The organism is Myxococcus guangdongensis, assembly GCF_024198255.1.
GTDB classification, from domain to species: domain Bacteria; phylum Myxococcota; class Myxococcia; order Myxococcales; family Myxococcaceae; genus Myxococcus; species Myxococcus guangdongensis.
Genome location: NZ_JAJVKW010000001.1, coordinates 168,741 through 182,464, shown reverse-complemented (window position 1 = coordinate 182,464; position 13,724 = coordinate 168,741). Strand labels below are relative to the sequence as shown.

Genomic DNA, 13,724 nt, shown 5'->3' with positions numbered 1-13,724 from the left:
GCCTCGGGTGGCCACTTCTACGATTCCGACGGGATTTCTCCCGTCATTTCCGAGGCTTGCGGAAAAGATGCGTTTCGTCTGTGACAGCTGCCGCGCGCAGTACATGATCAGCGACGACAAGGTTGGCCCGAAGGGGGTCAAGGTTCGTTGCAAGAAGTGCGGCCACACCATCACCGTGCGCCCGGCGGGCGCCGCGGCGGGGAAGGATTCCCCGTCCGAGCCCGCGTCCACCTCTTCTTCCGCTCCCGAGAGCGCGAGCGCCCAGGGCAAGGAGGCCGATTCGTCCTCCTCCGCCTCGCTGCCCGCGACGCTCGGGACTCCGCCCGAGGGAGGCCTCTTCACGGATGTGGAAGAGGACGAAATCGGCGCGGTCTTCGACCAGGTCCTCAGCTCCGGCACGCACAAGATTCCGGCGGGTGAAGCCGCCGGCGAGGCCGCCGCGCGCGATGCCACCACGGAGTCGGTGCGCAAGCTTGCAGAGGCCGAGGACGAGCCCGACAAGGACGAGCCGAAGCCCGCGGCCTCGTCGCACGAGTGGTACGTGGCCATCGACGAGAAGCAGGTCGGGCCGCTCACCGTGGAGAAGGTGAAGGACGCGTGGGACCGCGGCGAGGTGGGGCCGGACAGCCTGTGCTGGCGTTCGGGCTTCAGCGATTGGATTCCGTTGTCGGAGACGGCGGAGCTCGCGTCGGTGCTGGCGCCGCGTCCGTCGAAGCCGACCATCGTCGCGCCCGAGCCCGTGTCGGGCTCGACGCCCACGGTGCAGCCGGGGCCCGTGCAGTCCGCGTTCAGCGCGGGCAAGTCGAAGGGCGAGTCGGTGGTGCTGGCGTCGTCCTCCGAGGAGCCGGTGGGCTGGAAGCCTTCGGCCGCCAGCGTCCTCGCCTCGCTGGTGAAGGAGGAGAACGACGCGCTGTCGAAGCCGCCTCCGACGCCCGCGCCCGCGTTGGGCCGTGAGCCGGTGTCGCAGTCTCGCCTGCTCGACGTGCCGATGCCGCCTCCAGAGCCGGTGTCGTCCCCGTCGCTGATGGGCGCGGGGCCGGCGATGGCCGCGCAGATGGCGCCGCAGCAGGCACCGCAGGCCTATCCGCAGCAGCCCATGGCGCACTATGGCCAGCCGGCGCAGATGCCGTACGGGCAGCCGCAGGGGCACTACGCGCAGCCTGCGCCCGCGCCCTATGCGCCGCCCCCTGGCTACCCTCCGGCTTATGCGCAGGGCGGTGGAGCGCCTTCGGGTGGCGGCAAGGGCCGGGTGGGATTGATTGTTGGCATCGTCGTCGGTGTGCTGGGGCTCGGTGGCGGAGCCTGGGCGCTGGCGTCGAAGGGCGGCACTCCCGAGGCACCGCCCACCCAGCAGCCTGTCGCTGCGGCCACGCCTCCCGCGGCACCTCCGCCCGTGGTGACGCCTCCTCCTGTCGCGGCCGCGCCTGTCGTGGCGCCGCCTCAGACTCCGCCCGTGGTGGCCACCGCGCCTGGCGCGCCGACGCCGCCTCCCGAGTCCGCGCCCGCGGCGAACCCCGCTGTTGCCGCCGCGGGAGCGCCCACGGCGCCTCCTTCGACGGCTCCGGTGGCGACGCCGCCTCCCGTGGTCGCGCAGCCCGTGGCGGGGCAGGTGCCCGCGCCGCCGCCGGCGGAGCCAGTGAAGCAGCCGCTCGACAACGCGGTGGCGAAGGTCGAGCGTCCGACGACGTCTCGCCGTGGCTCCAGCTCTTCGTCTTCTTCGTCTTCTCGACGGGAGGACACCGAGGAGCGCCCGGCTGCTCGCGCGGAGAAGCCGTCCTCGGGCGATGGTGATGATGACTTCGACGAGCTGTTCGGCACGAAGAAGTCGAAGCCGGAGCCGAAGGCGTCGGAGAGTCGTCCCACGGCCTACATTCCTCCCGAGCCGGGTGGGGGTGGGGTGCGAGACACCCTTCAGCGTTCCGACATCATGGAGGTGGTGCTGAACAACAAGCCCGCCATCGTGAAGTGCGTGAACGAGCAGAAGAAGAAGGACCCGATGCTCAGCGGCAAGCTGGTGATGCGGTGGACCATCCAGACGAGCGGCAAGACGTCGAACGTCACCTGCAAGTCAGACGAGTACCGCAGCACGTACATGGCGAGCTGCATCACGGGGCTCATCAAGAGCTGGGCGTTCCCGAAGCACAAGAAGCAGGGCGAGCCCATCGACTTCCCGTTCACCTTCTGAGCGGGAAAGGATCAATCTGGGTCCTTGGCGACATGTGTGTCACGCCAAGGTCCCATGTGAGTGTTCGCTTTCGTGAGGGCTGAATTTCCGCGAGGGTGATGCGTCCGTGGGCGTGTCGACACTCGTTGACACGTCAGGACGGGCGGGACTAAAGCCGAACCGCTTGTAATGGACGTCGGGGCCTGACTTCAGTGGCCGGAGGCCCCCCAGCAGACGATTCCAAGCAGATCCACGGAGGGATTCCCAACATGCAGCTTCGTAAGATGATGCTGGTGCTCTCGGCACTTGGCGCGATGAGCGGTTTGATGGCGGGTTGTGGCGACGACGACCCGAGCGGCACGACGTGCTCCAGCAACGACGACTGCGCTGAGAATGAAATCTGTCACCCGGACGCGAGCGTCTGTGTGCTGACGTGTACGACGGGCAGCGACTGTCCTGCTACGGCGAAGACCTGTACGGCGCTGGGTGGCTCGAGCTCCCAGGCGAACACGCTGATCTGCCAGTGCTCCACCGACGCGCTGTGCAACAGCGGCGGCGACGGCTCCGGCAACCTGGTCTGCTCGGACCTGGACAACGTCTGCGTGTCGAAGTGCGACTCGAACGATGACTGCGGCTCCGGCCGCGTGTGCGACACCGCCTCCGGTCAGTGCGAGGAGGGCGACACCGGCCCCACCACCTGCTCGGGCGAGGGTCAGTCCACGTGCCTCTATGGCCAGTTCTGCAGCAGCAGCACCTGCACCGAGGTCCCCGCGCCCACGTGCGCGAACTTCGACCCTGCTCAGGGTGGCAAGCAGCCCATCTGGACGATTTCGAGCTCGGGTCCGGTCATCTTCAGCATCACCAAGCAGTCCTGGGCTCCGGACACCAACGCGACGCCGTGGTGCGGCGCTGCGGACACGGTCAAGGTCCAGGTGAAGGCTTACCAGCCGGCGAACAGCAACAACCGGTTCCCTGATCAGCGGTCCGGTCTGCAGAACCTGCTCTACGTCAAGGTCAACGGCACCGAGGACAATGGTGTGAACCTGATTCGCCCCTCGGAGTACACGACCAGCCAGAACGGGAAGGTCGCGACCTTCACCATGAACTTCTGCCCGGGCGCCATCAACACGCTGTCCATTGGTCTCTACTTCCGGGACGGTAACGAGATCTGCGGCGTCATCCAGAAGTAGTTCGCAGCCTCGTTGCACTCAGCTGAAAGCTGCTGGTAGCGCATGAGCCCCATCCCATGACTCGGGGTGGGGCTCGTCGTTTGGGGCCGGAACGCAGGTGGGTGGTGAAGGCCGCCATGAATAAGGGAAGATTTCCTGCGTTGAGATAGATGGTGACGCTGCTCGTCCGGCGTCCGTCCGCGAAGGAGAGATGAGATGGCTTATCGTCACGTTGTCCTGGCTGTTGCAGTGGTTTCCGCGCCTGCCCTTGCGGGAGAGACTTCGGCGGGTCAGGGAGTTCGTCTCGAGTGCCCGGCCGGGACTACCCAGAAGGGCAGCAAGCCCACGAAGGACCTGGGTGTTTTCTGCGTCAAGAACGGAGGAAGTTCGGACCTGGACAAAGTCGTCCGTCATGGTCCCTACGTCGACTTCTGGGCCAATGGGCAGAAGCAGTCCGAAGGGCAGTTCAAGGACAACCTGCGGACTGGGCGTTGGACGTTCTACGACGCGAATGGCGTGAAGACCGGCGAGACCGAGTTCGAGCGCAATGACTACCATGGCAAGCGCGTCGAATACTTCGCCAACGGCTCGAAGAAGCTGGAGCAGGCGTGGGCGAAGGGCCTTCAAGATGGCCTAGAGGTCATCTACGCGGAGGATGGCCGTACGGTTTCGCAGGCTCGATTCGCGTCCGGCAAGCTGGTTTCCGACCGGTAGCTCCGGAACAGCACGCTTCGTCTTGCCCCTTCCCCATTCGTTGGGGAGGGGGAGGGCCTGCTCCCTTCAGGGCTTTCCCGCGTCGAACGACTCGGATAGGAAGCTCAGTCGTGAAGGCCCCCTTGCTCTCCCTCGTCCTTCCTGAGATCCCCGTTCGCACAGTGGCGGAGATGGGCTTGCGCGAGCTTGAGCGCATCCGTCTCATCCTGCGGGGTGGCTCTGTCATCGACTGGCGTCGGATGCACTTCCAGACGCGAGACGAGGTCGACCGCTTCCTACGGCTCTGCCAGCTGGACCTGTCCCAACCTCACGACGAGGCCTGGGCACGAAGTGTGTTGGCTGAGTCGGTGGTCTATCTGCGGAAGACGTTCAACTATCGCGTTGCGGACGCGGTGGCCCAACCGACAGAAATCCATGACCTGTTCCTTCTGGCTTCCGGGGCCAAGGGGGAGGTTCGGCATCGGCGGATCGCCTGTGTCGTGCTCAAGGTGATGCATGTCATCCAGCACATCGAGGGGAGAGATCTGCTGTTCCGGCTCGCCATCTCCGAGGCTGAGCTCGCGGAGTTGGTGACGGAGAGGGTTCAAGGGGTCGCTCGCGAGATGCAGGCGAAAGGGTTGCCTGTTGTCGAGTTCGCGCACTCCATCAAGACCCAGGACTCCTTGGTGACCAAGCTCCTGGCCAAGAAGGAGACGGTCGCGGCGCAGGTCTATGATCGGACCCGTTTCCGGATTGTGACCCGCGCCCGAGAGGACTTGTTACCTGTCCTCTACTACCTGACGCAGTGGTTGTTTCCGTTTCATCTCGTCGTTCCTGGGCAAACTGAAAACACGCTGCTCCCCTTCCGCAGCGTCCTGGAGGAGAACCCTCACTTCGAGCAGGTCACTCATCGACTCCACCTCGATAAGGACTACGAGGCTCGTGAGGACAAGAATGGCAATTCATTCTCGGGAAATACCTACCGGGCGCTGAACTTCGTGGTGGACCTGCCAGTCCGAATGGATGCCCATCTCCCTGTTCCACACGAAGATGCGCGGTCACGGAAGGGCCGAGTCATCATCTCCCTGGTCGAGTTCCAGATCGTCGATCAAGAGACCGCTCGCTTGAATGAGCAGGGAGAGAACGCTCACGAAGCCTATAAGCGTCGCCAGAAGAAACGTGTGCTCAAGCGGCTCAGTCAGGGGTTGGTTGTCCCGAAGCGTGACAACAGCTGAGGCGACGGAGGGCTGAGCGAGTTGAATACCCAGCCCTCGCTGAATTACTGGTTCTGTTGCACGACGTAGACGTGCGCTCCAGTGGACGTCGTTTCCAGCCAGGCCACAATGGGTCGATTCTCTTTTCCGAGAGCCAGCACGGGGCGAGTGGCTGGAGTACTGGCTCCTGACTCCGCACTCAATGCGGGGCCGACTTGTGTCCAGGAGGTCGTGCTGCGCCTGGCGACGAGAATCATCTGTTCCGGTTCGACGAATCCACTCCATGCCAGCAACGGAGAACCATCAGCCCCCATTGCGAGCGATGGAGAGCTGTTGTTGGTCGAGTGTGGCGTCACGAGTTCTGGAGATTGCCACGCGCTGCCCAGCCAGCGAGAGAAGAAGACGTTGGATGACGCCCCAAAGCCCTTGATTTCGTTCCATGCCGTCAGCGGCTCGCCAGCGCCATTGGTGGCAAGTGCTGCTTGGGCAGCATAGGCGTCGGTAGGGCTAGAGATGAGCGGGGCTCCAAAGGGGAATGCATGATTCTTCGTGATGGTGATGGCACGAGTTCCTAGCGAGTCGACGTAGCTGCTGTGGGCTGTGAACGTGGTGTCGCTTGTGTTGGTTATTGCATTGAGGTTGTTGTTGAGCCAGTCGGGTCCGTAAAACAGTTCTATCTGGGTCCAGGCCTGCTGATTGGCTGCAAGTGTGTATGCCTTGGATTCGTAGAATGCGGTGGTGTGATAGATTTGGGCATAGATGATGATGGTGCCCGATGCGTCCACCGCGAGCTTGGGAATGGTCGTTTCGGTGTCGGAATCATTGGGGAAGGGAGGTGGCGTGAGGGATTGCCACAGCGTTCCCGACCAGGTCATGACTTGAATTGGAGGGACACCCGCTTTCCCAAGGGCTTCATCCCAAGCGATGATGATCCGCCCAGAGTTGTCGATCGCAAGGTCCGGACGTTCTGCGTGGGCGCCTGACATTGCGTGCACTCGAAGTGGTCCTCCGAGTGGTCGCCAGTCTTGTCCAGACCATTGCCTTACATGGATGTGCTTGTTGGTCCCATCCGACTCCGACCAGGCAATGACGGGTACCCCATCCGTTCCCACCTTCATCACCATGTTCTCCGCGGGAGTGTTCCCGGGATACGCGCTGATGGCGCCTCCCATTGGGAGCCAGAAGGGGACCGCGAACGACCACACTCCTCCCGTGGTGAGGACGTTGCCCGCCGCGTCGGTGATTGGCTGCTCCGCCGTCCCAAGTCGCACGCTCACCGACGTAGAGGCCGCCAGTGGCGCAACAGGGGTCAACGTCAGGGTCCGTCCATCCGCCGACAGATTCAGGGTGACAGGAACGGACGCCCCTCCGTCGCCCGTGAGGCCCACGTTCGAAGTGCTCACGGTCGCCGCCTTCACGGCCTCGCTGAACACCACCTCGACCGTGGTCCGGGCGCTCACCTGCGTTGCGCCGTGCCCCGGCTGCCTGCTCACGATGCTCGGCGCCGTCCGGTCCACCACCACGGTCCTCGCGACACTCGGGAACGTCGACCCCGCTCTCGTGGCCTTGGCCACCAGCGTGTACTCACCCTCGGCCTCGGTCGTCGTATCCCAGGAGTACGTGTAGGGCGCCGCGGTCCAGGTGGTCAGCACCGTGTCGCCCTTCATCAACTCGACCTTCTCGGCCTGTCCGCCCTGCACCGCGACCTCCACGGACAGTCCTCCATTCGTGGCGCTGTGAGACGCCGAAGGGGCGACCCAGGAGACCGCCAGGTCTCCCAGGGGAACGATGGTGAGCGAGATGTTCCGGTCTCGATGGAGCGCTCCGGAGATGCCACGCACCGTGAGCGTCATGGGACCGGGCGTGACCTGCTCGGAAACACTGATGGTCAAGGCCGAGAGCGTGCTCGAACCGGGAATCGTGACCGAGGGTGCGGTGATGCCTCCCGGCGGACTCACCAACATCACCGAGACACTCCCATTGAAGCCATTCTTGCGGACGAGCGAGACCTGGAAGCTCCTCGTGGCGCCCTGGAGAATCGAGTCCTCCGTAGGCATGACGCTGAGCTCGAAGTCCCCAGCGGGCTGCTCGCCTCCGTCCGGGAGACTTCCTGCGTCAGAAGGAGGCTGCCCCGCATCAGGGATGTCCTCCGGCTCCGCGACGTCCGGGACATCGATACAGGCGGACAGCAGGAAGACCGCGAAGAGGGGGACGGACAGGCGAAGTCGGTTCGTCATGGAGGTCTGCTGTGCAGAGAGTGTTCCAGGCCAGACACCTACCATGACACGCCCTCCGCCCGTCCGAGGCCCCCGGGCCCCGTCTCACCCCCGGGCTTCCGTCCCAGGCCCTGGACCCCGGACAAGCGAAAGCCCGTGCCCCCGGACGTCACCGGGCGACACGGGCTTCTGGCTCACGGGCCAGCGGAGGCCTGAGCGCCTACCGCTTCTTGCGGTTCTTCTTCTTGTTCTCCTTCTCCCGCTTGCGGCGCTCCTTGATGGCGTCGCGGTCCTCGCCCTTGGCGCCCGCGGCGGACGGCGGGGCGTAGCCCATCAACCGCGCCTTCGCCATGGCGGCCTGGCCCATGGGCGGCGTGTAGCCCGGCGCCACCTGCGGCATCTGCATGGGCAACCCCATGCCCGGCATGCCGCCGCTCATCATCTTCTCCATCATCTTCGGATCCCCACCGAACATGCTGGAGAGGTCCATGTTCCGCATCTGCGAGAGCTGACCCAGCTGCTTGAAGCCGGGGATGCGGCCCAGAAGCCCCGGGTTCTGGCCAATCGTCCCCATCACCTGCTGCATCATCCCGAACTTCTGCAGCAGCTCGCGCACGTCCTCGGGCTTGCGACCACTGCCCTTGGCGATGCGGTTCACCCGGCTGGTGTTGATGAGGTCCGGACGCAGGCGCTCGTTCACCGTCATCGAGTCGTACATCGACTCAATCTTGGTGAGCTCCTTCTCGTCCGGGTTCAGGTGCTCCGTCATCTCGCCGAAGAGCGGGAACTTCTCCAGCAGGTCCTTGAGCGGACCCATCTTCCGCACCATGCGGATCTGCTCGACGAAGTCCTTCATCGAGAACTGGCCGGACAACAGCTTGCGCGCGTCCGCCTCGGCCTTCTTCTCGTCGACGACCTTCTCGAAGTCCTTCATCAGGCCGACGATGTCGCCGAACCCGAGGATGCGGCCGGCGAGGCCCTCCGGACGGAACTCCTCCAGCTTGTCCATCGACTCGCCCATGCCGAGGAACTTGATGGGCTTGCCGGTGACCTCCTTGATGGACAGCGCCGCGCCACCACGCGCGTCACCGTCCAGCTTCGTCAGGATGAAGCCATCCAGCGTCAGGCGACGGTCGAACTCGGCCGCCGTGCGCACGGCGTCCTGACCAATCATCGCGTCGCACACCAACAGGATGTTGTCCGGGTGCACGTTCGACTTGATGGACTCCAACTCCGACATCAGCGCCTCGTCGATGGCGAGACGACCGGCGGTGTCGATAAGCACCACGTCGCACTTCTGCTCGCGGGCCGCGGCATAGCCCCGCTTCGCCAGCTCCGGCGGCTGCACCCCGGGCTCGTGGTAGACGGGCACCTTGAGCCGCTCGCCCAGCACCTTGAGCTGGTCCACGGCGGCCGGACGGTAGATGTCCGCGGCCACGAGCAGCGGCTTGCGGCCCTGCTGGAGCAGCCGGTTGGCGAGCTTGCCCGTGGTCGTCGTCTTACCCGAGCCCTGCAGACCCACCATCATGATGCCGGACAGCTGGCCCTTGGGCTTGAGGTTCAGCCCGGTGTCCACCGGCCCCATCAGCGCCTCGAGCTCGTCGTGGCAGATCTTGATGAAGTGGTCCATCGGGCTGACCTTGCGCTTCTGGCCCGAGGCATCGGTGATGGTGGTCTGGACGAGCTCTCCCACGGCCTTCTCGCGGACGCGGGCGACGAACTTCTTCACCACGTCGAAGGAAACGTCGGCCTCGAGGAGCGAGACGCGGATGTCGCGGAGCGACTCGTCGACCAGCTCCGGGGTGAGCTCGCTCTTGCCGGCGAGGCGGTTCTTGGCGGCGCGGAAGCCCTTGGTGACGGTCTCAAGCATGGGGGGCGCTTTATAACAGGGGGGAGGTGGGATGCGACCGTGGAGCGCATCCCAGGCGTCGAAGAGTGAAGAGCCGACCCCCGGACCAGGCTGGCCGGGGCTGGGGCCCTGGATTCATCAACGCTCCCGCGGGGTTGGCGCATCCCCAGGGCCCGGCGGGTGGCTCCCGGGTGACGACTCCAGCCTGCCCGGGCTCCGGTCGAGCCGGAGGCCCGGGGGCCGCCTCCGTTCAAAGGACCTGTTCGAGGTCCTCGAGGGTCCTTGCCCTGTGCGCGGCGTCGGCCATGCCCAGGGCCGCGAGCACGTCCTCGGTCGCGAGGGGCACGCCGCGAGGGCCTCGTCGCGTGGGCGCCGGCAGGTCATCCGCGAGCGGGCCGCGCCCGACGTCATTCGCGGAAGGTCTGGCACTCGACTCCACGGGAGGCAGGGCGGGGGCGGGGCCTCCTCGCTGGTACGCGGCATACAGGTCCGAGAGCTCCCGCAGCAGGACCCCTTGGGACCGGACGTCGATGAGGATGGGGTGGAATTCGAGCCGCAGCGCGTGCTCGCGGGCGTCGAGGACGAACAGCGCCGCCCGGATGAGGGCCGCGCCTCGGAGGTCGAACGGACGCCGGGCCTCGTGGCGCAGGGCCTCGGCCAATCGGGCCTCTCGCGCCACGGAGTCACGCGTTCCATCGAGCAGGCTGAGGGTGGGCAGGACGAAGACGCCGGGCCTGTGGACACACGGGGTGACGTGTCCTCGCTCCACGGTGAGGGAGGTCCGCAGGACTTCGTGTCGATGCTCCAGGGCCTCGAGCGCCAGGCGCAGCGCGCGCCAGTCGAGCAGGCCGGACAGCCGGAAGACCCAGGGCCGGTGGCGCGAGGAGCCCTCCGAGGGCGCCGAGTCCAGGTTCCACGGCTGCTCGAAGGCCTTCCAGAGGTCCACGAGCATCAGGCTGACTCCGGGTGGAGGTGGGGCCGGATGCTCCGCGCGACCCGCGCCTCGGTGACGTGTCCCACGCACTCGTTCATGGCGACTCACTCCTGTTTCCAGGCGGGAGCGAGGCCGCCAGAGGCCAGGCCCGACGCGGTGGGACAACGGCTCAGGCGTGTTGGCGCGCGTGCTCCTGGAGTCGGACGCGGTCCTTCTTCCCCGCGGTCGTCTTCGGCAGGGATTCGCAGGTGTCGATGCGGGTGGGGACCATGTAGCGCGGCAGGTAGTCCACGCAGTGCTGCCGCAGGTCCTGGAGACTGGCGCTCGCGTTGTCCTTGAGCACCACGAAGGCGCGCAGCTCTCCGCCCGAGAGTTCGTCTGGGAGCGTCAGCACGGCGCTCTCCTCGACATCCGGGTGGCGCAGCAGCACCTCCTCCACGGCGGTCAGCTCGACGCGGTGGCCCCGGACCTTGACCAGGTCATCGCGGCGGCCCAGGAAGCGCAGCACCCCCCCGGCCTCCCGGATGACGCGGTCCCCCGTTCGATAGGCCCTGGGGTGGCCCGGAATGGGGCCGAGCACCTGCCGGGTGTGCTCCTCCTGGCCCCAATAACCGCTCATCAGCGTGGGGCCCGCCACGCACAGCTCGCCCTCCTCGCCGTCCGCCGCCCGCGCGCCGTCATCCCGGATGACGATGACCTCGTCACCGCAGCAGACCTTGCCGATGGGCAGGGGGTCGGGGCTCGCGAGGTCCGCGGGCGTGACGACGTGGTACGTGCAGACGTTCGTCTCGGTGGTGCCGTAGAGGTTGAGGTAACGCAGCCTGGGCAGCGTCAGCACGAGCCTGCGCAGGTACTTGTGTGGGAAGACCTCGCGGGTGAAGAGCACGGTGCGCAGGTGCGGGAACGCATGCCGCGACAGGGCGCCCCGGGCTTCGAGCTGGGTGAGCACCGAGGGCACGGAGTGCCAGATGGCGATCTCCTTCTTCGCGATGAAGTCCGCCAGGTCCCGGGGAATCGCGGACAGCTCGATGGGCACCAGCACCAGCGTGGCGGCGCCCTTGGCCGTGGCGAAGAGGTCGAAGACGGACAGGTCGAAGTGGAAGGGCGCGAGGCTGGAGACGCGGTCCGAGGAGCGCACGTTCGCCGTCTGGAAGGCCCACTCGACGAAGGACTCCCCGGCGCGATGGCTGTGCATGACCCCCTTGGGATGGCCGGTGGCGCCGGAGGTGTACAGGACGTACGCCAGGTCCTCGGGCGTGGCGCGGGAGTCCTTCTCCAGGCGCGAGGTGGAGCGGGTGCGAACATGCTCCCAGCTCAGTGTCGTCGGGAGGTGCTCCCCGGGCGGGGGCAAGGCGGTGTTCGGCTGTCTGGCTCCCACCAGGATGATGCCGCGCAGGGTCTGCACCTCCTGGAGCGAGGCTTGCCAGGTGGGGGTGGTGAGGATGGCCGCGAGCGCGCAGTCCCGCGCGATGAACTTCAGGCGCCACTCGGGCGCGGAGGGGTCGATGGGGACGTAGGCCGCGCCGGCCTTGAGGATGCCGAACAGGCCCACCACGGCCTCGAGCGACTTGTTCAGGTGGAGTCCCACTCGCGCGCCCCGGCCGATGCCGAGCTCCTGGAGCGTGCGGGCCACCTGGTTCGCGCCCGCGTCGAGCTCCTCGTAGGAGATGGCTCGCTCACCGTCGATGACCGCTGTCCGTCGAGGGGCCGCTCGCGCGCTGTCTTCAAGGTACTGAAACAACATGGATGTGATTCTCCTCAGTGGCCCAGGGCGTGGGTCACGAGCTCTCGATGGAGCACGGAGCGCGAGTCGGGGTGCTCACGAAAGGCATACACGCCGGGTGCGTTCACCAGGACGACGTCCGCTCGGAGGAGCGAACGGTGCGGCGTGCTCATGTGCGGCGTTCTCCGGGGCTTGGGCCGAGATGAAACCTGCCGTTCCAATGGAACCCGCGGAGAATGCGCGGTGCCGCCGGAGAAGTCGTTCGTCCCCGGGTCGTGCCCGTGAGGCGCTTTCAGGACAGTGAAAGCAGGGCGCCGTCGAGTCCGAGAGGGGGGCGTCGGGCAGGGGACAGGGCCGCGCCTCCGGGCGGACGGGGTGGAGCCTCGGAATGGTGTTGAGCAGTGGGCAGGGGGATTGGTAGGACTGTGGGGCCTGCACGAATGGCGGAACTGGCAGACGCAGCGGACTTAAAATCCGCTGACTCGCAAGGGTCGTCCGGGTTCGATTCCCGGTTCGTGCATTGTTTTTACGAGTCGTTACAGGTGGTTAGCGGCGACTCCCTCCTGTGTTGCACGTATGTCGCACGCCAGCGCAAGGGGGCCGTCCAGGACCGTGACAGCCTTCCTCCGAGAGTCGGGGCTCAGGTGGGCGTAGGGCCGCGTGGCAAGAGTCGAGCCCACGGCGGCCGGCGACGTGATGCGGATTTCCGTTCGCTTCGCGAAGACCTATGTCGTGAACGGACTGCTCGCGCACAACCTCAAACCCCGCGACGAAGGGCTGTTCCTGCGCGCCGCCCCCTATTGCCAGGCTGAGCATTCAGGAGCGGCCAGGGCCTCATCCCTCCATTGCGGCGCAGGCCCACCTGCCATATTGGGAATTGGGGAACTCGGGGATGCAAGCGCATTGGAAGGTCTGATTCGTGGCATCATCCGTACAGGCGCGACTTGGACTCTTTGGTGAACACAGATTGCCCTGCCTCGTGCTGCATAGGGGCCACGCCGCAGCATGAACGTCGCCCGCCTCCTCGCCACCAGTTGGCTGCCCTTCATCTTGTGCTTCGGTACCGCCACAGCCCGCCAACAGCCCAGTCAACAGCACGGCTCCGAGAATTTTATGCATGCGGCCTCCAGGAAGTAAGGCTTAGCAAGCGTAGCTGGGTTTCAGATGAAATGGAATACCATCAGGAGGCCGTTGCCAGGAGGATGGCGGTTGTCAGCAGGTCAGCTGCAGGCCGTGCGGACGCACCAGAAGTTTCTATCGTTGCCCATCTGTCTGACGGATGGACAGCCCATGGATGGTGCAGGTCTCCACCTGGCCTCCCGATGCCGTACTTTTCGACACGTTGCATCCAGGCTTCTCTGACTGCGTTAAGGGCGTCAGCTTGTGCTGAGGGCAATGGACACCTGAGCCACTTCTAGAAGTCACACGCATTTACCAAGGGCACTCCTAGTCCCTGGTGATGCCGTGACCGCAGAAGAGACGCAGTCCATTCAGCTCGTCGTTGGCTCCCTGCTCGGAACGGCGGGAGTCGGTGTCCTCACCGGGGCCGCGAAGTCCCTCGTCGGGGAGACTCGCGCGCTCGTCGAGAAGGTCGCCCGTCAGGACGAGCGCATCGACGCCCTCGCGGTGGAACTGGGCGCCTTGCGGCGTTGGCGCGACGAGTTCGCCGTCGGCCTTCCTGTTCAGGTCCGGCAGACGGTGGAGCTGGGTCAAGTCCCGAATCGTGTGGAGTTGGTTCGGAGGGGGGGCGAGTGGCGCGGCC

The 13,724-nt window shown here is 65.8% G+C and carries 10 protein-coding genes and 1 tRNA gene; 5 read left to right on the top strand and 6 right to left on the bottom strand.

The annotated features are described in order from the left end of the window. Nucleotides 1-67: 67 nt before the first annotated feature. From gltJ to LXT21_RS00740, 4 genes are all read left to right on the top strand, one after another. Nucleotides 68-2,185, top strand: coding sequence for an adventurous gliding motility protein GltJ (gltJ, locus tag LXT21_RS00755; RefSeq protein ID WP_254036163.1), 2,118 nt, complete (start codon nt 68-70; stop codon nt 2,183-2,185). 248 nt (nt 2,186-2,433) lie between these two features. Further along, nucleotides 2,434-3,354 (top strand): hypothetical protein, encoded by a 921-nt coding sequence (locus tag LXT21_RS00750; RefSeq protein WP_254036162.1) that lies wholly within the window; start codon nt 2,434-2,436, stop codon nt 3,352-3,354. Nucleotides 3,355-3,549: 195 nt separating this feature from the next. Continuing rightward, complete coding sequence (locus tag LXT21_RS00745; protein WP_254036161.1) at nt 3,550-4,047, top strand: toxin-antitoxin system YwqK family antitoxin; 498 nt, start codon at nt 3,550-3,552, stop codon at nt 4,045-4,047. A 110-nt stretch (nt 4,048-4,157) separates the two neighbouring features. Then, nucleotides 4,158-5,261, top strand: coding sequence for a TIGR04552 family protein (locus LXT21_RS00740; RefSeq protein WP_254036160.1), 1,104 nt, complete (start codon nt 4,158-4,160; stop codon nt 5,259-5,261). A 44-nt stretch (nt 5,262-5,305) separates the two neighbouring features. On the opposite strand, the gene LXT21_RS00735 is transcribed toward LXT21_RS00740, so the two are convergent. From LXT21_RS00735 to LXT21_RS00715, 5 genes are all read right to left on the bottom strand, one after another. Then, a complete protein-coding gene (locus tag LXT21_RS00735) occupies nt 5,306-7,477 on the bottom strand; it encodes an Ig-like domain-containing protein (RefSeq protein ID WP_254036159.1) in 2,172 nt (723 codons plus the stop codon). A 199-nt stretch (nt 7,478-7,676) separates the two neighbouring features. Further along, nucleotides 7,677-9,326, bottom strand: coding sequence for a signal recognition particle protein (gene ffh / locus LXT21_RS00730; protein WP_254036158.1), 1,650 nt, complete (start codon nt 9,324-9,326; stop codon nt 7,677-7,679). Between the two features lie 229 nt (nt 9,327-9,555). Then, nucleotides 9,556-10,257, bottom strand: a complete 702-nt coding sequence (locus tag LXT21_RS00725; protein ID WP_254036157.1) for a condensation domain-containing protein — start codon at nt 10,255-10,257, stop codon at nt 9,556-9,558. Between the two features lie 151 nt (nt 10,258-10,408). Continuing rightward, the gene (locus tag LXT21_RS00720) at nt 10,409-11,983 is read right to left on the bottom strand and encodes an amino acid adenylation domain-containing protein (protein WP_254036156.1); all 1,575 of its coding nucleotides are present in this window, start codon (nt 11,981-11,983) and stop codon (nt 10,409-10,411) included. 14 nt (nt 11,984-11,997) lie between these two features. Next, nucleotides 11,998-12,135, bottom strand: coding sequence for a hypothetical protein (locus LXT21_RS00715; RefSeq protein WP_254036155.1), 138 nt, complete (start codon nt 12,133-12,135; stop codon nt 11,998-12,000). 261 nt (nt 12,136-12,396) lie between these two features. Between LXT21_RS00715 and LXT21_RS00710 the strand changes: the two genes are divergently transcribed. Beyond that, nucleotides 12,397-12,482: transfer RNA gene (locus LXT21_RS00710), tRNA-Leu, on the top strand. Nucleotides 12,483-13,408: 926 nt separating this feature from the next. Here LXT21_RS00710 and LXT21_RS00705 read toward each other — a convergent pair. Next, nucleotides 13,409-13,675, bottom strand: a complete 267-nt coding sequence (locus tag LXT21_RS00705) for a hypothetical protein (protein ID WP_254036154.1) — start codon at nt 13,673-13,675, stop codon at nt 13,409-13,411. Nucleotides 13,676-13,724: the final 49 nt, after the last annotated feature.

Excerpts from the sequence above, each read along its gene's own strand:
- gltJ (WP_254036163.1), top strand. The coding sequence starts at position 68 with ATGCGTTTCGTCTGTGACAGCTGCCGCGCGCAGTACATGATCAGCGAC.
- LXT21_RS00750 (WP_254036162.1), top strand. The coding sequence starts at position 2,434 with ATGCAGCTTCGTAAGATGATGCTGGTGCTCTCGGCACTTGGCGCGATG.
- LXT21_RS00745 (WP_254036161.1), top strand. The coding sequence starts at position 3,550 with ATGGCTTATCGTCACGTTGTCCTGGCTGTTGCAGTGGTTTCCGCGCCT.
- LXT21_RS00735 (WP_254036159.1), bottom strand. The coding sequence starts at position 7,477 with ATGACGAACCGACTTCGCCTGTCCGTCCCCCTCTTCGCGGTCTTCCTG.
- ffh (WP_254036158.1), bottom strand. The coding sequence starts at position 9,326 with ATGCTTGAGACCGTCACCAAGGGCTTCCGCGCCGCCAAGAACCGCCTC.
- LXT21_RS00725 (WP_254036157.1), bottom strand. The coding sequence starts at position 10,257 with ATGCTCGTGGACCTCTGGAAGGCCTTCGAGCAGCCGTGGAACCTGGAC.
- LXT21_RS00720 (WP_254036156.1), bottom strand. The coding sequence starts at position 11,983 with ATGTTGTTTCAGTACCTTGAAGACAGCGCGCGAGCGGCCCCTCGACGG.
- LXT21_RS00715 (WP_254036155.1), bottom strand. The coding sequence starts at position 12,135 with ATGAGCACGCCGCACCGTTCGCTCCTCCGAGCGGACGTCGTCCTGGTG.